This is a genomic window from Phyllobacterium trifolii (genome assembly GCF_014192095.1).
GTDB classification, from domain to species: Bacteria; Pseudomonadota; Alphaproteobacteria; order Rhizobiales; family Rhizobiaceae; genus Phyllobacterium; species Phyllobacterium trifolii.
In genome coordinates this window covers 38,000-59,236 of the sequence record NZ_JACHXN010000018.1, presented here as the reverse complement: position 1 = coordinate 59,236, position 21,237 = coordinate 38,000, and the positions used below count along the sequence as shown (strand labels likewise).

Below are 21,237 nucleotides of genomic sequence, written 5' to 3'. Positions count from 1 at the left end.
CAGGCTTGGCTTAACCGGGATTATCTTGCCCAGCAAAGAATGAAGAGAACGACCATGCCCCAATTGCAGATAGAACAATTCACGGCACGCAGCGATAATTTCGGCGTGCTGATCCATGATCCTGAAGCTGGCCTGACCGCGTCAATCGATGCCCCGGAGGAACAGCCGATTCTTGACGCGCTCAAGCGCCGTGGCTGGAAACTGACCCATATTTTCACCACGCATCACCATACCGATCATGTTGAGGCAAATCTGGCGCTCAAGAAACGATTCGGTCTGGAAATCATTGGTCCGGAGGACGAAAAGACGAAAATACCGGGTATTGACCGCGGCGTCCGTCACGGCGAACGGTTCAAGTTCGGCAATTTCGAGGTCGAGGTCATTTCCACACCGGGGCACACCGCGGGCGAAATCTCCTTTCATATCCCTATCGCCAAGGTCGCGTTTACCGGCGACACCCTGTTTTCGCTCGGCTGCGGGCGGCTTTTCGAAGGAACGCCCGCGACCATGTTCAAGTCGTTGCAGCGGTTGATCGGACTGCCGGGCGAAACGGAAATCTATTGCGGCCACGAATACAGCGAGAGCAATGCGCGTTTTGCCCTGACTATCGACCCGGAAAACTCGGCGCTCAAGGAGCGGGCCAAGGAAATCAAGACTTTGCGGGAGGCGGATTTGCCGACCCTGCCAACAACGCTCATGCGCGAGATGGCGACCAACCCGTTTCTTCGCTGGCACGATCCCGCGATCCGCAAAAACCTCAAAATGGAGAGCGCAACCGATGAGGCGGTTTTCGCTGAAATCCGCAAGCGCAAGGACAACTTTTGATGGTGCTGACAGCAGACGAGATTCGCGAACACCTCGGGCTTCAGCCGCATCCGGAAGGCGGCTTCTATGTCCAGACTTTCCGCGACAACCAGGGGGAATGGCCAGAAGGCGGGCGCGGGCACTCGACGGCCATCTACTTTCTGCTTGAGGAAGGCCAAATCTCGGCTTGGCACCGCGTCAAGGATGCTGCCGAAGTCTGGCACTGGTATGGTGGTGCACCACTGCTTTTGACCGTGGCGACTGAGGGCTCACCGCACGAAACCCATACGCTTGGACTTGACCTTGCCAATGGGCAGCGCCCGCAAGCCGTTGTTCCGGCAGGACAATGGCAAATGGCCAAGAGCCTCGGCGCTTGGACACTTGTCGGGTGCACGGTAGCCCCAGGATTTGATTTCGCTCAGTTCGAAATGGCGGAGCCCGGCTGGGAGCCCTGACGGCGCTTGAAGAGCATGTCCTTTGCTGCGATAACTGCGCCCAGCGTGATCAAGAGGCAGGCGAGCATGACGCGTCCTGTTGGCTCCGTCACCCCGGCGATGATCAGCACAAGCGTTGAAAGCAGCGGTGCGGCATAGCTCGACGCACCGAGCACCTGGATATTCCCATGTTTGACGCCATAGTCCCAGACATAGAAAGCCGCACCAACCGGGAATAGCCCAAGCCCAAGAACGGCGAGCCACTGGACGAGTCCATCGGGCCAGACCGTCTGCTCAAGGAGCAGGTGTGAAATCAACGACAGGATCGACGTTGCAATGCAGAAGCCTGTCACAGCATCCGTTGGCACGTTGGAAAAGCGTCGCGACAACAACGAATAGGCGGCCCATGTCAGTGCGCAGAGGCCTGCCATGGCGTAGCCGAAGCCAAATTGCGGGTCGAAGCCGAGGCCGCCACCTTTGGTTATGATAAGCACCGTTCCAGCCAAACCTAGCAGCGTGCCTAGAATGTGAAACCAGCGAAGGCGCTCACCTGGCATAAGGGCGGACCCGACAACGATGAAAAGCGGCCAGAGATAGGCGATGAGGCTGGCGTCGACAGCTGGAGCGTTACGCAGTGCCGTAAAATAGAGAAAGTGATAGCCAAAGAGCCCGACAACGCCGAGCAGCCAGACCTTTGCGGGCTGGCGCAGATGTCGCGCAGCGCCCGGTCGCCACAGCCAAGAGATCAACCCAAGGCACGCGCCGATAGCGAACGTCATCGCGGTTAACTGAAATGGCGGAACCTTACCCGACACATCGGTAAAAAGCGCGAGCATCGCCCACATGATGATCGCGAGAAAACCAACAAATGTAGCCAAAAAGCACCCCGGATTCGACGACGGCCTGCCGCGTCTATTGCGTCTTTTCGAAACGGGTTGCGTAAACAGTCACCGTGCCGATCTGCGTGCCGATCTTTGCCTGCACCGGTGAATAGATAGCGGACTTGCCGAGCGATGCAAAGGTGAGACTGATCTTGCTAGAGTTCTTCAGATATTCGATAGCTTTTCGCCCTGACTGATAACCGGCGATCGGGACGAATTTGGCCAAACAGGTAATGGCATCGCCCTTGAAACCCTCGGTGGCAAAGGGCTGCGCCCTACCCGATGGAGAAAGTTTCAAATCCACGCGTGTCTGGCCATCGAAGAGATGCAAGGTCTGCTTACAGACCTGGTCGAGGCTGCTTGCTGCCACCATCACGCCGGAAATCGGATCGGCAACGGACTGGAGGTCGGCAGGTTTCAGATCCACCCAGTTCTTCTTCTTGTTGATCGGCGGATCATTGGTGGTATTCGTTACATTGCCGTTGGTAAAGGCGATCGATGTGCTCTTGTTTCGGTTGCCATGCCGGTATTTGACAACATAGGAATTCGGTACGGGCCCGGTCTCGGCGAACTGACCGGTAACGTCCAGCTTGCCATTGGTGTCATCGAACAGGCTACCCAGCCCCGAGCTGGCAAGAGACCCGACAACTTTGTAAGCGCGATCATCTGTGACGCTGGTTGAAAAACTTGCCTTGGCTATCGACAATCCGAAGAGTGAAACGCGGTAATCTGTCTGATACGACTGGGCGCCGTGCGCCGGATGCGCGCCCATCAGCGCTAGTGCAGCGAGCGGCACCAGCATTCGCGTTCGGCTGGCATACTGCCTATGGGCATTCATTCTTGTCATTCTTGTCCAAAGCATCCCTGCAGTGATTGTTCGAGCGTACAAAGCGGGCAAAGTTGTGATATACATCAAGAAGCTGGCCAGTATTATATAAAAGCCGCGCCAAACATGGCATAAGTGCACTTGACGCGCGCGGCCCATATCACTATAGAAACGCGACTTCCCAATAGGCCGCCCATCCGATAAGCGAGCCGCTGCACGGCAACGTGCGATGGTAGCAGGAAATATTCGGACAAAGGCGAATGAAAAATTTGAAGGTGAGACCAGATGTCCCGCACATGTGAATTGACCGCTAAGTCGGTACAGTATGGTAACAATGTGAGCCACGCGAACAACAGAACGCGCCGCCGCTTCTTGCCGAATCTTTGCCACGTAACGCTGATTTCCGAAGCCCTCGGCCAGAGCTATCGCCTGCGCGTTTCAGCTCACGCCCTGCGCAGCGTCGAGCATCGCGGTGGTCTGGATGCGTTCCTGGTCAAGGCTGACGAGAAGGAGCTGTCGCAACGCGCTCGTCTCCTGAAGCGCCAGATTGCCAAGAAGCTTCTCGAAGCTCCGGTCGCTGCTTAATTAGCATCGCTTCCATTTTTCTAGTCGTCGAGGCCAGCAAATGCTGGCCTTATTGCTGGTTCCATTACCCAGGATAAAAAAATGCCGCTGCAACGCGCCTATACCTTTTCGGACTTTATTCTCCCCGTTTTAGCTATGTGCGCGGTCGTTGCCGCGTCCAATATCCTTGTTCAGTATCCTTTTGATCATTTTGGATTGGGAGAAATCCTGACTTATGGCGCCTTTACCTATCCGATAGCCTTTCTGGTCAACGATCTTGCAAATCGCACATTCGGCCCGGCCTTTGCCCGGAAGGTCGTCTATGTGGGGTTTGCGATTGCCGTCGTCCTTTCGGTCTGGCTGGCAACGCCGCGCATCGCTATCGCATCCGGCACGGCATTCCTGACAGCCCAGCTTCTGGACATCACCGTATTCAACAGGTTGCGGCAGCTGACGTGGTGGAAGGCGCCTTTTGCCTCTGCCATCTTCGGTTCGCTGTTAGACACATTGCTGTTCTTCTCGATCGCCTTTGCTGCCAACTTTGCCTGGATCGACGCCGCGACAGGCCACGCCGATTCGTCACTTGCCATGCTGGTGCCCTTCCTTGGCAGGGAAATCCCATTGTGGATGTCGTTGGGTTTTGGCGATCTGATGGTCAAAATGCTCATGGCTGTCGTGATGCTGGTGCCTTACGGAGCGATCCTTGCAATCTTCGCCCCCGCTATCTACTCGGCAAACCGGAATTCCAGATAAAGATTCCGTTGCAGGATGGAATGATTATCATCTGACACGAGTGATAGTCGGGTAGAACCGTCTGCCGTCTGCCAGACATCCAGCCCTTCCATATTGTCTATCTGGTTTCGCATGTCCGCCTGCAGGATGAATTCGCCGTCGACCGTAGCACCAAGTTTGATGCTTGCCATGGGTATCCTACGTATTCTCAGTACCACGCCGCTGGCCATGCTGAAGCGGCGCTCGAGCAGCAACAAGTCACCATCGGGCAGGAAATCGCCATCGCTGACGTCGAAATCATCGCGGCGTTTGACAAAGAAAATGCCTTTCTGCGGCCCTTCGAGCACTGCAGCAAACATATCGCCAGCCTCGTTGATGCTTTTTTCAGTTACTGCAATACGCGCCCCGTGCAATGGGCCGGGGGCCGGCGAATAGGCTATCGTCTCTATGCCGCGGTTGTTGCGCAGCTCTTCCCTCGGTATCGGCAGAGGAACATTCTTTGGCGTCGAGGCAAAATTTTCAAGGTCCAGCGCATATTCCGCAATCCGGTGGATGCGCTCGAACGAAACCGTGACTGTATCGCCGTAAACGCTCATGCCTTCGGCATCGGAGTTCCACTTGCCCTCAACAGGAAGACCTTCCTCGCTCTGAATCGGTGCCAAGCGAAAATTGCCGATCGATGCGGGTCTGCCCTCTTCATCGCGCTGCATCGTACCCGCATACCAGAAGCCAGTATCGGTGATGCCGAGAAATTTCTTTCCTGAATCCAGATAGCGAAACGCGGAAAGGCCGCCAAAGTCGGAACTTGCAGAGGTCATTTCCAGGCCGCCAACAAATTCAAGCTGTCCGAATCGCCTCTCGGACGAGCCGATGCGAAAATTGGAGATGACACGGGACTCGATGACAGCAGGGGAAACGACCGCGTTTTCCTCCGCTGAAACCGGCATTGCAACAAGGAACACGAGGCAAAGCGATGCGCGCCGAAAAGCCAGCGCAGTTCGGTTCATGTTATCGCCGCACTGACTTTTTTGCGCTCTGTCGTTCCGGCTCTTCAAACAGTGAAGCCAGCTGCTCCGTCATGGCGCCGGCAAGTTCCTCTGCATCGACGATAGTAACAGCGCGGCGATAGTACCGGGTTACATCATGGCCGATACCAATGGCGATCAACTCAACCGGCGAACGTGTTTCGATCTCCTCGATCACAGCGCGCAAGTGCCGCTCGAGATAGTTGCCCGGATTGACCGAAAGGGTAGAATCATCAACCGGAGCCCCATCCGAGATCATCATCAGGATACGGCGCTGCTCAGGACGGCCCAGCAACCGTTGGTGTGCCCATATCAGGGCTTCACCGTCGATGTTCTCCTTCAGAAGGCCTTCGCGCATCATCAGGCCAAGATTGCGCCGTGCGCGCCGCCACGGGGCGTCAGCGCGCTTATAGACGATGTGGCGCAGATCGTTGAGACGGCCGGGATTGGCGGGCTTGCCACGCTCCAGCCAGGCTTCACGCGCCTGACCGCCTTTCCAGGCCTTGGTGGTGAACCCGAGGATTTCCACCTTCACGCCGCAACGCTCCAGCGTCCTTGCCAGAATGTCCGCGCACGTCGCGGCAACTGTAATCGGCCGCCCGCGCATGGAACCGGAATTGTCGATAAGCAGCGTCACGACGGTATCGCGGAAATCCGTGTCGCGTTCCTGCTTATAGGAAAGTGGTTGCGTTGGATCGATTACGATACGCACAAGGCGCGCACTGTCGAGGTAGCCCTCCTCCAGATCGAAGTCCCATGAGCGGTTTTGTTGCGCCATCAGACGGCGTTGCAACTTGTTTGCCAAGCGTCCAACGACGGCAGAGAGATTGGCGAGTTGCTTGTCGAGGAAAGCGCGCAGTCGCTCCAGCTCGGCCTCGTCGCAAAGCTCTTCCGCATCGGTCGTTTCGTCGAATTCCTGCGTGAAAATCTTGTAGCCGCTCTCACTGCCGAGGTTGGAGAACGGCTGGTTGGGGCGCCGCGCCTCGCCCGGTATCTCGGCATCCGCGTCCGAATCCTCGTCCATATCGTCAGACGAAGCGTCGGCGGCTTCGGTCTCGCCGGACTGGCTGTCGTCGCTGGATGTATCGGACTCATCATTCTCGGACGAATCGCTGCCCTCGTTCTCATCCGAACCGCCTTCGTTGTTTTCTTCGGGTTCAGGCGAGTCCTCATTATTGTCCTGGCTGTCGTCTTCCTGGCTCTCCTGCGCCAACTCTTCCGCCATCTCCATGGAAGCGAGCATCTCGCGTACGACGCGAGCGAAAGCGTTTTGATCGTTGATCTTGGCGCCGAGATGGTCGAGGTCTGCCGCAGCCTTCTCCTCAATCCAGTCACGCCACAGGTCAAGCACATTGCCAGCTGATTCCGGAGCTTTGCGACCCGTAAGCTTTTCACGAACCAAAAGTGCCACGGCTTCTTCCAGCGGAGCCTCGGCTTTATCCGTTATTGCCGGGAAATTGGCCCGGGCATATTTGTCCGAGAGCATCGAAGTCAGGTTCTCTGCGACCCCGTCCATACGCAACGCACCGATGGCCTCGACGCGCGCCTGTTCGACCGCGTCAAAGATCGCCCTCGCCTGCTTGCCTTCGGGCGCCAGCGTCGCGTGAATACGGTCATTGTGACAGGCTTTGCGCAGCGCCATCGAATCGCCAAGGCCGCGTGTGACGGCAACATCATTGGCAGTTGGACGCTTGGGCAGATCGGGAAGCCGCGCCCGATGACCAGTCAGGGCCGGCTTGTCATTACCGAATCCAACTTCCATTTCATGGTCGCCGGCAATCGCACGCATGCATCCCGTAAGCGCGCGCTTGAAAGGCTCGGAATCAACCGGACCTTTCGGATTCGCACGTGAATTATCTCCGGGACCTGCCATCTTTATCGTGACGCTCAGCCGATGACCACATTGGCGGTCGATTCAGGCAGTTCCTTGCCAAATGCCCGCTGGTAGAATTCGGCAACGAGTGGACGTTCGAGTTCGTCGCACTTGTTGAGGAACGTCAGACGGAAAGCAAAGCCCACATCCTTGAAGATATCGGCATTTTCCGCCCATGTGATCACGGTACGGGGACTCATGACAGTCGAGAGATCGCCATTGATGAATGCTGCGCGCGTCATGTCAGCAACGCGCACCATCTTGGAGACGATCTCCTTGCCTTCCTTGTTCTGATAATGCTTGGCCTTGGCGGCAACGATAGCCGCCTCATTGTCGTGCGGCAGATAGTTAAGGGTCGTCACAATGGACCAGCGGTCCATCTGCGCCTGATTGATCTGCTGCGTGCCATGATAAAGACCCGTCGTATCACCAAGGCCAACCGTATTGGCGGTGGCAAACAGACGAAAGGCGGGATGCGGGCGGATAACACGACTTTGATCGAGCAGCGTCAGACGACCCGACGATTCGAGCACGCGTTGGATGACGAACATGACGTCCGGACGTCCCGCATCGTACTCGTCGAATACAAGCGCGACATTGTGCTGATAAGCCCAAGGCAGGATGCCGTCGCGGAATTCCGTGATCTGCATGCCTTCCTTGACGACGATCGCATCCTTGCCAACAAGGTCGATACGGCTGACGTGGCTGTCCAGATTGACACGCACGCATGGCCAGTTCAGCCGCGCGGCGACCTGCTCGATATGGGTCGATTTACCGGTACCATGGTACCCGGAAACCATAACACGGCGGTTGAAGGCAAAACCCGCGAGAATGGCCAGCGTGGTCTGTTTGTCGAATAGATAGTCCGTGTCAATTTCCGGCACATAAGCGTCACCTGCCTTATAGGCAGGAACCATCATATCGGTCTCAAAACCAAACAATTTTGCAGCAGAAACCGTTGTATCCGGCAAATTCGCAATATCGCGATCAACCTTATTCATCATGCCTCCAGCGCGACTGCACGCGCAGACGCATAAAGATAGTTTGGAACCTCGCTGTGAAGTTCCGAATTCGGCTCAATCGTGGGTTAGCAGAAACCAGCCGCTTTGAGCAATTGATAGGCCTGGATTACGTCACGGAAACGATCCTCGGAAGCCCTGTCACCGCCATTAGCATCGGGATGATGGATCTTCACAAGTTCTTTATAGCGCGACTTTATGTCTTCGCCAGTGGCTTTTGCGCCAAGCCCGAGCGTATCCAGTGCTTTTGACTCCAATGGCTTGAGCTTGCGGATATGCACCCGCGCCTCATTGAAAACGCTGTTGGGGTCACGGAATCGGTTCTGATATGCCGCACGACCCGAACGCAACTTCGAAAAATCCGGTGACGTCTTGGCGCTGGCGCTCGCTTGAGCGCGCGTACTGGCGCTTGCGCCCGCTCCGCTTCCAGGTAGTCCTGCAACGGTCCAGGTCGGGCGGTCGCCCGTCAAAGCTTCCTTCTGGTATCTGGCTACCTCGGCATCCGAGAGGCCAGAGAAATAATTATAGCCCTTGTTGTACTCGCGCACATGGTCGATGCAGAAATGGAAGAACTCGCCTTCCTTCTCACGTCCCACAGGAGCACGATGTGGTCCAGGCTTGTCGCAACCATCCCATTGGCAGACAGGTGTGCGCGATTTCTCCTCGTCCACCTTTTTCGGGCGGATGCGGATGCTGTCAAAATATTTCGAACTTGAGGTCATCGAATCAGAATCATCAACGGATCGGTTAGTGGAACAAGAATTGACATTTACCCATGGATAGACCTAACGCCTGAAATGGCGGTAAATTTGTGATCATGAATGGATTTGCCAAGTGAAACTACCATATGGGCGCAGGAGAACGAAATGTCCACTCAGTCAGTGATCGAAAGCAAACTGATGCAGGCTTTTCATCCTGTTTCGTTGGCAGTCATCAATGAAAGCCATCTGCACGCCGGCCACCATCATTCTGACAGCGAGCATCATGGCACATTTGACGGTTCAGGCGAAACGCATTTTCGTGTGCGGATTGTCGCGGAGGCATTCGCCGGCATGTCGCGCGTTGCGCGTCATCGCGCCATCAATGAAGTGCTGCAGGACGAACTGAATGGCAGCGTCCACGCGCTGGCGCTTGAACCCGCGGCACCGGGTGAGGCGACACGCGCCTAAAGCTCGACTCAACCCAGCTTGTCGTCATCCTCGATTGGTCGAATGCGCAGCCGCGTGATGCGATTTTTTTCCCGCTTCAGGATTGTGAAACGCTTGCCATGGAAGGTGAAGGCCTGCTTTTCTTTTGGAATGCTCTGTGTTTCGTGGATTACGAGACCGGCAATGGTCGTCGCTTCGGCGTCGGGCAAGTGCCAGTCCAAGGCCCGGTTAAGATCGCGAATGGGGACTGAGCCGTCAACCAGCACTGAACCATCCGGTTGAGGACGGCAACCCTGCACATCGATGTCGTGCTCATCGGCGATATCGCCAACGATCTCTTCGAGAATATCTTCGAGAGTAATCAATCCTTGCACGTCACCATATTCATCGACCACGATGGCGATATGCGCTTTGCGTCTCAGAAAAGCATTAAGCTGATCCTGAAGACTTGTCGTGTCCGGAACGAACCACGGCTTCGTTGCCACCTTCATGATGTTGATCTTGGAAAAGTCCCGATTTGCGTCGCGGATCGCCCGCACCAGATCCTTGGCATGAACAACGCCGACGATATTGTCATTCGCGTCCTTCCAGACAGGAATGCGGGTATGATGGCTCGCCAGGATTTCTGTAATGATGGTTTCGATGGGATCGTCTGCGTTGACCGAATCCATATCGGTCCGGTGGATCATAACGTCGTAGACTTCAAGTTCACGCAGGTCGAGAAGACCGCCGATCTGGTCCCGATCACCTTTAACGACAGAGCCTTCCTTGTGTAATAGATCGACAGTGCCGCGCAGTTCTTCCTGGGCTGACAACATTGACGTGCCTGCCGCAAGATTGATGCCGAACACTGCAAGAATCTGGCGAACAATCCAATTGACGAGATCAGAAAGCGGGCCAAACAGAAAGACGACTATCTGGGCGAACCGGACAAGGGCGAGCGAATTTCTGTCGGGACTCGAAATAGCCCAGGACTTGGGCAACACCTCCGCGAAGATGACTAGCAACACTGTCATTATCGCCGTGGCGTAGGCAACGCCAGCTTGGCCAAACAATGTTAGCAGCATACTCGTCGTCAACGATGAGGCTAGAATATTGATGAGGTTGTTGCCGATGAGCATGACACCAATAAGCCGGTCCCGCTTCTCTATCAGATTTTCCACTACGGCCGCGCGGTCGTCGCCGCGCTTGGACAAGCGATGCATACGCGCACGAGATACGGCAGTCAGAGCAGTCTCAGACCCTGAAAACAAGGCAGACATCAGGATCAAAAGGAATATGATTCCGCAAAAGATCCAGATTTCCAGCGTCATGTCGGGTGTTTCTCCTGCAAAAAGCTTAGCACAGCAGATGGCGGCACGTCTTTTGCGATAAATGATTGGCCAATACCGCGAGTCAAAATGAATGTGAGCGCCCCGCGCGCTACTTTTTTATCTTGCGCAATATAGTCCATCAGCTTTTCCGCGGAGGGGAGGTTGCCGGGAATATCGTCTATGGAAACAGGGAGCCCGACCTGGCGCAGATGCGCTTCGACACGAGCCGCATCGTCCGGGCTCGCCAGATTCATCTTTGCGGAAAACTGGTGGGCGAGAACCATCCCGATTGCGACGCCCTCGCCATGCACCAACCGCCCGGAATCGTAGTTCGTCGCGGTTTCCAATGCATGGCCAAACGTATGGCCAAGATTGAGCAGTGCGCGATCTCCCGTTTCGCGTTCATCTCTGGCGACTACATCGGCTTTGGATTGGCATGATACGGCAATGGCCTCAGTCCGTTCAGGCCCGCCATCGAAAATTCCCCGCCAATTCTTTTCCAGCCAGGCAAAAAAATCCGGCCGGTCGATCAGTCCATACTTTGCAACCTCAGCGTAGCCGGCACGGAACTCACGCGGCGTCAATGTGTCGAGCACATCCGTATCGGCCAGAACGAGTTGTGGCTGATAAAAGACGCCAACGAGGTTCTTGCCGTGCGCCGTGTTGATACCTGTCTTGCCACCAACAGACGAATCGACTTGCGCCAGCAACGATGTCGGCATCTGGATGAATCCCATGCCACGACGGGTAATGCCTGCCGCAAAACCGGCGAGGTCACCAATGACACCGCCACCAAAAGCAATCACGATATCGCCGCGCTCAAGACGCGCGGAAAGGATTGCATTGGTTACGGTTTCGAGTGTTGCAAAACCTTTGGATTTCTCCCCGGGTGCAACCAAGATGGGTGTAGAATCTATCCCGACAGCCGTCAGGCTTCGCGTGAGCCGATCGAGATGCAGACCTGCGACAGTCTCGTCGCTGATAATAGCGACACGCACCGATTTAGCACGCTTTGCAATTTCATATCCGGCCCGCTCGATCAATCCGGCCCCAATGAGAATATCGTAAGAACGATCCCCGAGCTTGACGGGTACAGTGGTAGTGGTAACCGCGTCGGTCATGAACCGGATTCCTCTTTGCTGCGGGATGCAATACCGTCAAGATGGCCAGCAATTGCCTGCATTGCTTCGAAGGCAATGATTTCCTTCTTTTCCTCGCGGGAGTTCACCACCAGATCGGCGACCGAATAAATCGGGTGGCGCTCGGTCATAAGCCGTTCCATCACACCTCGGGGATTATCGTTTTTCAAAAGCGGCCGGTTCTGTTTGCGCGCAACACGCGCCATCAGCACGTCAAGTTCGGCTTTCAGCCAAAGTGAAATACCCTCCGAAGCGATAGCTTTGCGGGTAAGTTCATTCATATAAGCACCGCCACCAGTCGCCAGCACGATCGGTCCATTCTCAAGCATGCGCGCAATAACGCGCCGCTCGAGGTCCCGAAATTCGCCTTCTCCATAAGCTTCGAAAAGTTCCGGAATAGTCATCGTCGAGACTTTTTCGATCTCGTTGTCAGCGTCGAAGAATGGCAGCTCGACCAGTGCCGCCAGCTTTTTGCCGACTGTGGATTTGCCCGCGCCCATCAGTCCGATAAGCACGATGGACCTATGTCCGAGGCGCTCTCTGATGGATTTGGCGAGCTCCGCGATCTCGGCTGCCCCAACTATGTCTTCAGTCACATTCATAATTGCGTTTCGACAGGAAAACCGTGCTGTCGTCAAGCAAACTATGGCGTTAGAAGACTCAAGCTTCATCAAATCATAAGGGTTTGAGCTGCAGGATTATGGAACCAAGCACCCGATCCGACAAAGGCGATTCAAACCGAAAATGCCGACGCTTACACGATTGATAATCATTCTCGCGATTCTCGCGGGGCTCGTCTATGTCGGCATGGTTGGGTTGGTGACTTTCGTGCATCCGACGCAGACGGAAATGACCATTCGTATTCCCTCTGAAAAACTTAATCCCAAACCTGATACCCCGAAATAAGCCGATGCGAGCAGCAGCAGCCATAGAGACCTTCCTTGAAATGATGAGCGCCGAACGTGGCGCCGCCCAAAACACGTTGGATTCGTATCGCCGGGATCTGGAGGATGCAGCAGAGTTCAGCGTTGCAACAGGTATCCAGTTGACCTTTGCGGAGCCCGGAACAATTCGATCTTATCTCGATGCAATCGCCGGACGGGGCTACGCAGCCACGTCTCAAGCGCGGCGGCTTTCGGCCCTGCGCCAGTTCTTTCGCTTTCTTTATATGGAGAATATTCGCACCGACGATCCAACCAGCACGCTCGACACGCCAAAAAAGGACCGCGCCCTGCCAAAAATTCTGAGCGAGTCGGATGTGGAAAAACTGCTTTCCCGTGCTGAGGAAGAAACCCTTGACGCAAAATCATCTGGTGCCGTTCATCTCCAGGCGCTGCGACTGCATGCGTTGCTCGAAATTCTTTATGCAACGGGCCTGCGTGTTTCTGAACTCGTTGGTCTCCCGGTGACGGTCGCGCGCTCCGACAATCGCTTCCTCATGGTTCGCGGCAAGGGCTCGAAGGACCGTGTGGTTCCTTTATCAGGCAAGGCACGCGACGCAATGGCAAAATATCTGGCGATGCGTGACGCATTGCCTAATCTTTCCGCCAGTGTCTGGCTGTTCCCCGCCATATCGGAAAGCGGCTTTCTGGCACGACAGGTGTTCGCACGGGAACTGAAAGGGCTTGCTGCGCGAGCGGGCCTCAAAACATCAGCGATATCGCCCCATGTTTTGCGTCATGCCTTTGCCAGCCATCTCTTGCAAAACGGGGCGGACCTGCGCGCTGTGCAACAATTGCTCGGCCATTCGGATATTTCGACCACGCAAATTTACACACATGTGATGGAAGAGCGGCTGCATCAGCTTGTCACGGAGCATCACCCTCTGGCAGACTAAATGCTGGCTCACCGATGGAGTGGACCCAGCAAACTGGCGGAATGGCCATGTGGCAGCTGTTGAAGAGATTGTTTTACAGATCAGAGTCATCGTCTGTCGAACCCGACAGCGAAGTGATCCACTTTGACGAAGCGGGATTCAGCCGCTCCAGCCATTTGGCCCGCGCAATGAATTGGCGGCAAAGCTGGCGCTGGGATGAAGTAACCGCATTTGGATTTGACTTCTCACCCTCCATGTTTCCTGATCCGTGGTTCGGCGATGTCATGGAAGGCCGCTGGTTCTTTGCTGTAATCAGCGAAAGCGGACCGGAACACATCTATTTTGACCAGACTTGGCTCAACATCGATCACCTGCCACCAGTTCTCCTGCAAAATTTGCCAGGGCTTGATCTCGACGAAGTGCGGCAGGGGCTGATCGCAGCAGCTGGCGGCTTTCACAACTATGCAGGTGAAGGCAGATGGATTGGGTGGAAGCGCAGCAAGACCCCAAAGCGCGCTAGGCGCTCAAATGGCGCCAAGCCGGCGAAACGCAAAAGTCCGGCTAAATAAACCACCATCCCTTTGCCGCAATTCCCTCTATAACGTGCGCCGCCAATGCATGATCTCAGTCTTGCTTCCTTGACATGCGCCTCGGCAACAGCCAGTTAGGTCGTGAAAAATCCACCGTTTTGCAGGCAGACCCCTCGTCCATGTATAACTACCTTGACTTTGAAAAGCCGGTTGCTGATCTCGACGGCAAGATTCTCGAGTTGAAAAAGCTTGCCGAGGAAGGCGATGCTCTCGACACCAACGAAGAGATCATCCGGTTGGAAAAAAGGTCCGCCGAGGCGTTGCGCGATCTTTACCGCAAGCTAACCCCCTGGCAGAAGGCGCAGATTGCACGTCATCCAGACCGCCCTCACTGTGTGGATTATATCTCCAAGCTCTTCACCGATTTCACGCCGCTTGCAGGTGACCGCAACTATGCGGACGATGATGCTGTCCAGGCCGGTCTCGCCCGCTTCAATGGTCAAGCCGTCGCCGTTATCGGACAGGAAAAGGGCAACGACACCAAGACACGCCTCAAACACAATTTCGGCATGGCCATGCCCGAAGGCTATCGCAAGGCCGTGCGCATCATGGATCTGGCTGACCGTTTCAACTTGCCGGTGATTACGCTCGTCGATACAGCGGGTGCCTTTCCGGGGATCGCGGCGGAAGAGCGCGGACAAGCGGAGGCCATTGCCCGTTCGACTGCCGCTTGCCTCAATCTGAAAGTGCCGATCGTCTCTGTTATCATCGGAGAAGGCGGGTCCGGCGGAGCCATCGCGATTGCCACCGCCAACCGCGTCTATATGCTCGAACATTCCATCTACTCGGTGATTTCACCGGAGGGCGCAGCGTCCATTCTCTGGCACGATTCTACCCGGGCTAAAGATGCCGCGACTTCGATGCGTATCACCGCACAGGATCTTTACGAATTGAAGATCATAGATGGCATCATTCCCGAACCGATGGGCGGCGCGCACCGCGGCAAGGATGCAGCGATCGAGGCAACGGGCAACATTATCAACGTCGCTCTCAAATCCATGGGCAATATGGATCGTGACATGCTTAGACAGGATCGGCGCGATAAATATCTGGCCATCGGCCGTAGTCTTTAGCCTTCAAAGAAACCGCAGCCTGCAATCCATCTGAAAATAGTTGAGGTTTTTTGAGCGAAGCTGCTTGCAATTCATAGCTCAACCGATTACCAACCGCGCTGCGCAGACTAACGCGCATCTGTGGCACGCGCCCGTAGCTCAGCTGGATAGAGCACCAGACTACGAATCTGGGGGTCAGAGGTTCGAATCCTTTCGGGCGCGCCATCAACTCACTGAAATCATCAAGCGATTTGAATCAGCGGAAAATCACCGCTGGAGCATTTTGCCTCCGAGGTACGCCTCAGGTAACATTTGACTGCCTGAGGGCTGGGAAGCACGAATGCGTGAATCTGAGATTCAACGCAAAGGCGCGGCGTCAATGCGCTCCGCACTCGGTCAGCCACAGGATAAACGTCGGAAGCAGGATGCTGAACGCGCCGAAGGCCATGCCGAACCAATACATCTTCGGACTGGTTACCCTGCTGTACTCAGCGCCCCGGCCAATCCAAATTTCTGTGTGGCTAAGTAGCAGACAATAAAAAGCGAAACGAGCATTTCTATCCCCAAGCGATGGCACAGCCACTTGCTCGAACAAGTCTATGCCGAGCCATATGTGACGTAACAAAAGACCACTTCGACGGTCTTTCTATCTCAGGTTAGCTTTCTTCGAACCTCAATGGGAGAAAGTTTCGGCCCATCTAAAGCGCCTGAAGTCACACTACTGAAGAGTGAGCTTGAGGCAGCCGCTGCCCGCGTTGCGGAACCTAGTGGAAGAACATCTTTCCGCTCTGGCATGAGAGCGGCCTCAACGCGTATTAGTGCTTAAAACGTTGCCACCGAGTGAGGCAACAAGCCTTGTCGAATACTAATGGAAAACCCTGAGTGTTCAAAACAGTGTCAAACAAGGGGCCGGATGGCGTCCCATTTTGGATGGCCATCCGCTGTTCCTTGTGAACTCCAGCAAGCTGTCACGCAGCTTTCGCAACGTCTTCGCTGTGGTGGATTTCCGTTCCCAGCACTTTGAGGCATTCCCTGATAAAGGCTGCCAGTGCGGTCCAACCCTTGGCGGACACCATCGTGCCATCAACATAGGCTTCTGTCGGCGACAGATCGACGTAGGTGCCGCCTGCAAGCGTTACCTCCGGCTCGCAAGCGCCCAGCGCGCCTACTTTTTTGCCGCGTACGACGCCATCCACCGCAATAAGAATCTGCACGCCGTGGCAAATCGTAAAGATTGGTTTCTGCTTATCATGAAAGTGCCGGACGATCGCCTGCACGCGCTTGTCGGTCCGGATATATTCAGGGCCGCGCCCGCCTGCAGCGTAGACGGCATGGTATTGGTCAAGCTGCGCCTCGGCCTCCGAGAAAGTCTTGTTGATAGTGAAGAGGTGACCGAGCTTTTCGGTATAGGTCTGATCTCCTTCGAAATCGTGCAGTGATGTCTTGATCAGGTCGCCAGCTTTCTTGTCGGGGCAGATTACATGCACCGTGTGTCCGACGGCTTCCATCGCCTGCTGATAGACGAAAATTTCATATTCCTCGGTGAACTCACCGGTCAGCATCAGTATCTTCTTGCCTGGCATGATTTGCTCCTCTTGGATAGGTTGAGGCGGCGTGCGCCGCCTCGTTAGTGAATGTTCAGAACGGTGAATCCGGAAAGTAATACTCCTTCGCGTTCTCCTGGGTGATCAGCGGCGCATCGAGTTTTACAGTTCCGCGCACAGGCGCCTGGCCGACGATGTTGGCGACAGTCATGTAGATTGCCGTCTTGATCATGGCCGGTGGATAAGGTGTTTCTACGGGTGTCATGGCATCGCCGTCGATGACCTTCTTGACGATGTCCTTCATGCCGTTACCCCCGAGCGCCAGTTTGATATCCTTGCGCCCCGATTGTTTCACGGCTTCGAGCACGCCAAGAAGCATGTCGTCGTCATTGGCCCACACCGCATCAATCTGTGGATACTTTGCGAGATAGTCCTGCATTAATTTGAAGGCTTCATCGCTGTTCCAGTTTGCATACTGTATATCCAATACCTTCAGATCGGTGCCTTGGATCGCATCCTGGAAACCCTTGATGCGTTCGTCATCGATGACGGTAGGGATACCACGCAGGACGACGAGATTGCCCTTACCTTCAAGTCTGTCGATCAGGAACTTTGCGGTGTTTCGTCCCACGGCGATGTTGTCACCGGCAAGGTACAGGTCCTGGATCGACGAGTCATTCAAACCTCGGTCGACGACGGTGATGAAAGTGCCCGCGTCCTTGACAGCCTTGACGGGCGTCGTCAGTTCCTCAGAGGTATATGGCAAAATCACCAGCGCGTCGAGCTTACGCCCTGCCGAGAGATCCTCCAAGGCGCTCACCTGAGCCGACGCTGACGGTGAAGTCTTCACGATGACTTCAACATTCGGAAAGGCGGCGTTGATTTCCTTGGCGGCAGCCTGTGCATGATAGACGATGCCGGCCGTCCAGCCGTGGTCGGCTGCCGGTATCGATACCGCAACAACCTTCTTGTCGGCAGCCAGCGCCTGGCCGGCGATCAGTAGTGCACCCACGGCGGCAGCCGCAATCCATTTCGTAGTAGACATTCTTTCCTCCCAGAATTCGGACTCAACAATTAGGAACCCGCGCGGTCCGGACGCGGATTATTTCGAAAACCGTTGGATAAGCATGGCGATGATGATGATGACCCCTTGGACACCTGCCACGAGATATTCCGAGACGAAGTCAGACAACACCATGAGGTTGGCAATGAGCTCAAGAATGACGGCACCCGCCACCGTCCCCCAAACATGGCCCTTGCCTCCACGGAGAGCCGTTCCGCCGATAACAACCGCGGTAATAACCTGCAGCTCCCAAAGTACCCCCGTTGTCGGCGTTGCAGCGCCGAGGCGAGGCACATAGCATATTGCGGCGACAGCGACGCATGTGCCCTGAATGGCGTATGCGATAGTGCGTGTCTTGATTATCGAAATGCCTGAGTAGCGCGCGACATCCTCGTTAGCCCCAACAGCCGCGCATTTTCTTCCGTATTTCATCTTGTAAAGAATGAAGGAGGCAACTGCAGCGACTGCCACCGAGATGATGATCGGCAGCGGTATCCCTGCAAACGTGCCAAAGTAAACGGGGCGATAGGCATCGCGAAGGCTGCGATCGATAGGGATTGAGCCCCCGTCGGACATGTAGGTGATCAGCGCCCTGAAGATGCCCATCGTGCCGAGCGTGGCAATGAATGGCTCGATCCTGCCGATTGTAACTATGAGGCCGTTCATCAGTCCACAAAAAAGGCCGACGACAATCGCCACCATCATTCCGGCCGGGATTGCCATTATACCCCATTCCGGTGCCATCCTGTTCATGAACAGGATGGTTATCCCGGTAATGAAGGCGGCCATTGATCCGACCGAAAGATCCAATCCTCCAGATGAGATCACGAATGTCGCCCCAACGGCGATGATGGCAATGAAAGCGCTTCTGGTGATGACATTGCCGAGGTTTGTTGCCGAAAGAAAATCGGGATTTATCAGAAACCCGATCAGCATCAGCACGATGAGAGCGACAAAGGGGCCTACATCTGTCCAGCCGATATTCCATTCCCGTTCAGGCCGGATCGCCGTCGAACTCGCCATAATTGTCATTTTCTTCCTCCCACGTTGCCGTCGGCCGCGGCGTCGCTTGTCGCCAGAAGCGCTACATTATGTTCCGTCATAGCGTCGCCCGAGACCTCTCCTCTTAGGCGTCCTTCCCGCATCACCAGGATCCGATCGCAGATACCGATCAACTCCTGCATTTCCGAAGAGATGACGATGCACGCCTTCCCTTCAGTCACTAGGCTTTGAATGAAGGCGTAGATCTGGGCCTTGTTGGCGATATCGATACCCCGCGTCGGTTCGTCGATGACAACGACGGATGGAGTGATGAGCAGGACCTTGGCAAGCAGCAGTTTCTGCTGGTTGCCGCCGGAAAGCTGTCCGGCCTTCACCCCGAAGCTCTTAAGCCGGATGTCATACTGTTCAACCGCGGCCCTCAAGGCATCCTGCTCACGCGATCGCCGCAGGAAAATGCCCGGGTGAAAGCGGGTTAGTGCCGAAAGCGTCAGATTGGGCGCCAGCCGTTCGTGAAGCAAAAGACCTTTCCCCTTGCGGTCCTCCGTGAGGTAACCAATACCGGCATCGAGCACCGCGCGAGGCGAACGGATATTGATCGGCTTGCCTTCGAGTTCGACGGTGCCGGTTGCCGGACGCAGCCCCATGATGCCCTCGAAGAGCTCGGTGCGGCCAGCGCCGATCATTCCGGCGAAACCGAGAATCTCTGATTTGTGAGCCTGGAACGAGACGTTTTTGGCGAACCCTGGAACGGACAGGTCGCGCACCGTTAACATCGCCTCGCCCGCGGCTTTGGCGCGCTTTTCTGGATAGAGGGCAGCGAGATCTCGGCCGACCATGAGGCGCGCCATATCCATCTGGCCGAGAGTGCGACCGGGATAGGTGCCGATCTTTTTGCCGTCACGCAGAACCGTCACCTTGTCGGCCAGCCGCTGCACCTCATCGAGACGATGGCTGATGTATAGGACTGCTGCGCCCTGCTCCTTCAGCTGCAGAATAATGGCAAGCAGTCTTTCGACCTCTTCCCCCGTGAGGACAGCGGTCGGCTCGTCGAAGATGACGATCCTGTAGTCGTCCAGAAGCGCGCGTGCAATCTGGACAAGTTGTCGATCCGCCAGCGTGATGTTTCGCACAAGAGCGTTCGGTGACACCAGACAACCGAGTTCGGCAAGTTTTTCCGTCGCAAGACGCCGCATCGTCCGGTCATCGACGACGCCATTTCGCATCAACTCGCGGCCAAGAAACAGATTTTCCGCGACAGTCAGTGCTTCGGCCAGCAAAATTTCTTGGTGGACAAGGGCAATGCCGGCATCTTGAGCCTGCTCAGGCTTTGCAAACCGAACATGCTCACCATCAAGCGCCAGTGTTCCGGCGGTCGGCTCGATATAGCCTGACAAAAGCCGCATGAACGTCGATTTACCCGCTCCGTTCTCGCCGATGATCGCATGGATCTCACCCGGCAATATATCGAGCGTAACGTCGGACAACACCGTGACCGGTCCGTACTGTTTGGAGACACCTTCGGCGCGCAGGAGAGAGTGGCGAAGGGGATTGGCCTTTTGCGCCGCAACCCTCTCCCCCTCTCTTTCGATGCTTAAGACACTGGACATCTTCAGGTCCTTACTCGAATGCCGGTAGCAGCCGGTCGCGCGAACGCTCGAGGTGGATCCGCATCGCCCTCTCGGCACCAGGGGCGTCACCTGCCGCGAATGCGGTGAGCAAGGCTTCGTGTTCGTCCAGCGCTTCCTCTGTCACGCGAGAATGAAACATCAAGCGGAAGATATGGAAGTGCGTGTGCTGGTGACTAAGCGTCTCCCGGATTAGCTCGTTTCCCGCAATTTCCATAATCTTGTCATGGAATAAAGCATCTTGCCTCGCGAACGTGGAGTAGCGAAGCCGCTCGTCGGTACCTTCGCGACGCCCCATCACACCCGCGGCCGTCTGAAGAGCGGCAAGCTTTTCCTTATCCATCGCCGCGGCGGCTCGCGCAGCACTGTCCGGCTCCAGCAGCAGGCGGAGTTGGTAAAGTTCGTCAAACCTCCGCCGGGCGATTTGTGGCGCCGCGCTGTATCCAATCAAATGAGTCTTTACGACCAATCCTTCGCCTTCGAGGCGGCCAAGCGCTTCCCGAATCGGTGTTTGCGAAACATTCAACTCTCTAACCAGATTGTCGACTGTAATGCGCGATCCAGGCGCTATTTTCAACGACATCAACTGGGCGAAGATCGCGTCGTAAACGCTACCTGACAAGCTGTTGGCACGCTGAATAAACCCGCTCGGATCTGGCGAGTCGGTGAGATTCATTGAATTTCGGTTTTGCATTTTTTGCCTCTTGACATCACCAATCGCTAACACGATGCTGAGCGATATGCAATACTATATCCTATAGGATTTTATATCGGGAGTTTTGCGATG

Annotated in this window: 23 protein-coding genes and 1 tRNA gene; 10 read left to right on the top strand and 14 right to left on the bottom strand. The window is 55.5% G+C overall.

The features are described 5' to 3' along the window. Positions 1-54: 54 nt before the first annotated feature. Positions 55-825, top strand: a complete 771-nt coding sequence (gene gloB, locus FHS21_RS22565; protein ID WP_112523542.1) for a hydroxyacylglutathione hydrolase — start codon at positions 55-57, stop codon at positions 823-825. Next, complete coding sequence (locus tag FHS21_RS22560; RefSeq protein WP_210283594.1) at positions 825-1,259, top strand: cupin domain-containing protein; 435 nt, start codon at positions 825-827, stop codon at positions 1,257-1,259. Before gloB ends, FHS21_RS22560 begins: the two co-directional genes overlap by 1 nt. Here the strand turns inward: FHS21_RS22560 and yddG are convergent. Beyond that, positions 1,223-2,116, bottom strand: coding sequence for an aromatic amino acid exporter YddG (gene yddG, locus FHS21_RS22555; RefSeq protein WP_183664069.1), 894 nt, complete (start codon positions 2,114-2,116; stop codon positions 1,223-1,225). The genes FHS21_RS22560 and yddG overlap by 37 nt on opposite strands. Before the next feature lie 34 nt (positions 2,117-2,150). Further along, on the bottom strand, positions 2,151-2,957 hold the full coding sequence (locus FHS21_RS22550; protein ID WP_183664067.1) for a DUF3108 domain-containing protein: 807 nt from the start codon (positions 2,955-2,957) through the stop codon (positions 2,151-2,153). 273 nt (positions 2,958-3,230) lie between these two features. Between FHS21_RS22550 and rpmB the strand changes: the two genes are divergently transcribed. Further along, positions 3,231-3,530 (top strand): 50S ribosomal protein L28, encoded by a 300-nt coding sequence (gene rpmB, locus FHS21_RS22545; RefSeq protein WP_112523551.1) that lies wholly within the window; start codon positions 3,231-3,233, stop codon positions 3,528-3,530. A gap of 81 nt (positions 3,531-3,611) precedes the next feature. Then, positions 3,612-4,262 carry a queuosine precursor transporter gene (locus FHS21_RS22540; RefSeq protein WP_112523554.1) on the top strand — a complete coding sequence of 217 codons (651 nt, stop codon included), beginning with the start codon at positions 3,612-3,614 and terminating at the stop codon, positions 4,260-4,262. On the opposite strand, the gene FHS21_RS22535 is transcribed toward FHS21_RS22540, so the two are convergent. The 4 genes from FHS21_RS22535 to FHS21_RS22520 form a co-directional block, all read right to left on the bottom strand. Next, positions 4,235-5,248, bottom strand: a complete 1,014-nt coding sequence (locus FHS21_RS22535) for an esterase-like activity of phytase family protein (protein ID WP_183664065.1) — start codon at positions 5,246-5,248, stop codon at positions 4,235-4,237. The two genes, FHS21_RS22540 and FHS21_RS22535, sit on opposite strands and share 28 nt — an antisense overlap. 1 nt (position 5,249) lies before the next feature. After that, positions 5,250-7,139, bottom strand: coding sequence for a cobaltochelatase subunit CobT (gene cobT / locus FHS21_RS22530; RefSeq protein WP_112523560.1), 1,890 nt, complete (start codon positions 7,137-7,139; stop codon positions 5,250-5,252). 14 nt (positions 7,140-7,153) lie between these two features. Next, positions 7,154-8,140, bottom strand: coding sequence for a cobaltochelatase subunit CobS (gene cobS, locus FHS21_RS22525; RefSeq protein WP_112523562.1), 987 nt, complete (start codon positions 8,138-8,140; stop codon positions 7,154-7,156). Positions 8,141-8,226: 86 nt separating this feature from the next. Further along, positions 8,227-8,880, bottom strand: coding sequence for a J domain-containing protein (locus FHS21_RS22520; protein ID WP_112523565.1), 654 nt, complete (start codon positions 8,878-8,880; stop codon positions 8,227-8,229). A 144-nt stretch (positions 8,881-9,024) separates the two neighbouring features. Between FHS21_RS22520 and FHS21_RS22515 the strand changes: the two genes are divergently transcribed. Further along, a complete protein-coding gene (locus FHS21_RS22515) occupies positions 9,025-9,327 on the top strand; it encodes a BolA family protein (protein ID WP_112523568.1) in 303 nt (100 codons plus the stop codon). A gap of 8 nt (positions 9,328-9,335) precedes the next feature. On the opposite strand, the gene FHS21_RS22510 is transcribed toward FHS21_RS22515, so the two are convergent. From FHS21_RS22510 to FHS21_RS22500, 3 genes are read right to left on the bottom strand one after another with little or no spacing between them, the layout of a single operon-like run. Further along, entirely contained in the window at positions 9,336-10,619 is a 1,284-nt protein-coding gene (locus FHS21_RS22510) for an HlyC/CorC family transporter (protein WP_112551810.1), read from the bottom strand. Beyond that, positions 10,616-11,740 (bottom strand): 3-dehydroquinate synthase, encoded by a 1,125-nt coding sequence (aroB, locus tag FHS21_RS22505; protein ID WP_183664063.1) that lies wholly within the window; start codon positions 11,738-11,740, stop codon positions 10,616-10,618. The genes FHS21_RS22510 and aroB overlap by 4 nt, the downstream gene beginning before the upstream one ends. Next, positions 11,737-12,360 (bottom strand): shikimate kinase, encoded by a 624-nt coding sequence (locus FHS21_RS22500; protein ID WP_112523577.1) that lies wholly within the window; start codon positions 12,358-12,360, stop codon positions 11,737-11,739. Before FHS21_RS22500 ends, aroB begins: the two co-directional genes overlap by 4 nt. Before the next feature lie 142 nt (positions 12,361-12,502). Between FHS21_RS22500 and FHS21_RS22495 the strand changes: the two genes are divergently transcribed. The 5 genes from FHS21_RS22495 (at position 12,503) to FHS21_RS22475 (ending at position 15,441) form a co-directional block, all read left to right on the top strand. Then, entirely contained in the window at positions 12,503-12,664 is a 162-nt protein-coding gene (locus tag FHS21_RS22495; protein WP_112523580.1) for a histidine kinase, read from the top strand. Positions 12,665-12,668: 4 nt separating this feature from the next. Then, positions 12,669-13,595, top strand: coding sequence for a site-specific tyrosine recombinase XerD (xerD, locus tag FHS21_RS22490; RefSeq protein WP_112523583.1), 927 nt, complete (start codon positions 12,669-12,671; stop codon positions 13,593-13,595). 47 nt (positions 13,596-13,642) lie between these two features. Further along, entirely contained in the window at positions 13,643-14,143 is a 501-nt protein-coding gene (locus FHS21_RS22485; protein ID WP_112524168.1) for a hypothetical protein, read from the top strand. A 140-nt stretch (positions 14,144-14,283) separates the two neighbouring features. Then, entirely contained in the window at positions 14,284-15,237 is a 954-nt protein-coding gene (locus FHS21_RS22480; protein ID WP_112523587.1) for an acetyl-CoA carboxylase carboxyltransferase subunit alpha, read from the top strand. A gap of 127 nt (positions 15,238-15,364) precedes the next feature. After that, positions 15,365-15,441: transfer RNA gene (locus FHS21_RS22475), tRNA-Arg, on the top strand. A 743-nt stretch (positions 15,442-16,184) separates the two neighbouring features. On the opposite strand, the gene FHS21_RS22470 is transcribed toward FHS21_RS22475, so the two are convergent. Genes FHS21_RS22470 through FHS21_RS22450 form a run of 5 tightly spaced genes read right to left on the bottom strand, consistent with a single transcriptional unit; the run spans position 16,185 to position 21,126 of the window. Further along, positions 16,185-16,799 (bottom strand): DJ-1/PfpI family protein, encoded by a 615-nt coding sequence (locus tag FHS21_RS22470; protein ID WP_112523593.1) that lies wholly within the window; start codon positions 16,797-16,799, stop codon positions 16,185-16,187. Between the two features lie 55 nt (positions 16,800-16,854). After that, a complete protein-coding gene (locus FHS21_RS22465; protein ID WP_183664061.1) occupies positions 16,855-17,805 on the bottom strand; it encodes a substrate-binding domain-containing protein in 951 nt (316 codons plus the stop codon). Between the two features lie 57 nt (positions 17,806-17,862). Next, complete coding sequence (locus tag FHS21_RS22460) at positions 17,863-18,855, bottom strand: ABC transporter permease (protein ID WP_112523599.1); 993 nt, start codon at positions 18,853-18,855, stop codon at positions 17,863-17,865. Then, the gene (locus tag FHS21_RS22455; RefSeq protein WP_183664059.1) at positions 18,852-20,432 is read right to left on the bottom strand and encodes a sugar ABC transporter ATP-binding protein; all 1,581 of its coding nucleotides are present in this window, start codon (positions 20,430-20,432) and stop codon (positions 18,852-18,854) included. Before FHS21_RS22455 ends, FHS21_RS22460 begins: the two co-directional genes overlap by 4 nt. Before the next feature lie 10 nt (positions 20,433-20,442). Continuing rightward, positions 20,443-21,126, bottom strand: a complete 684-nt coding sequence (locus tag FHS21_RS22450) for a GntR family transcriptional regulator (protein ID WP_376772188.1) — start codon at positions 21,124-21,126, stop codon at positions 20,443-20,445. Positions 21,127-21,237: the final 111 nt, after the last annotated feature.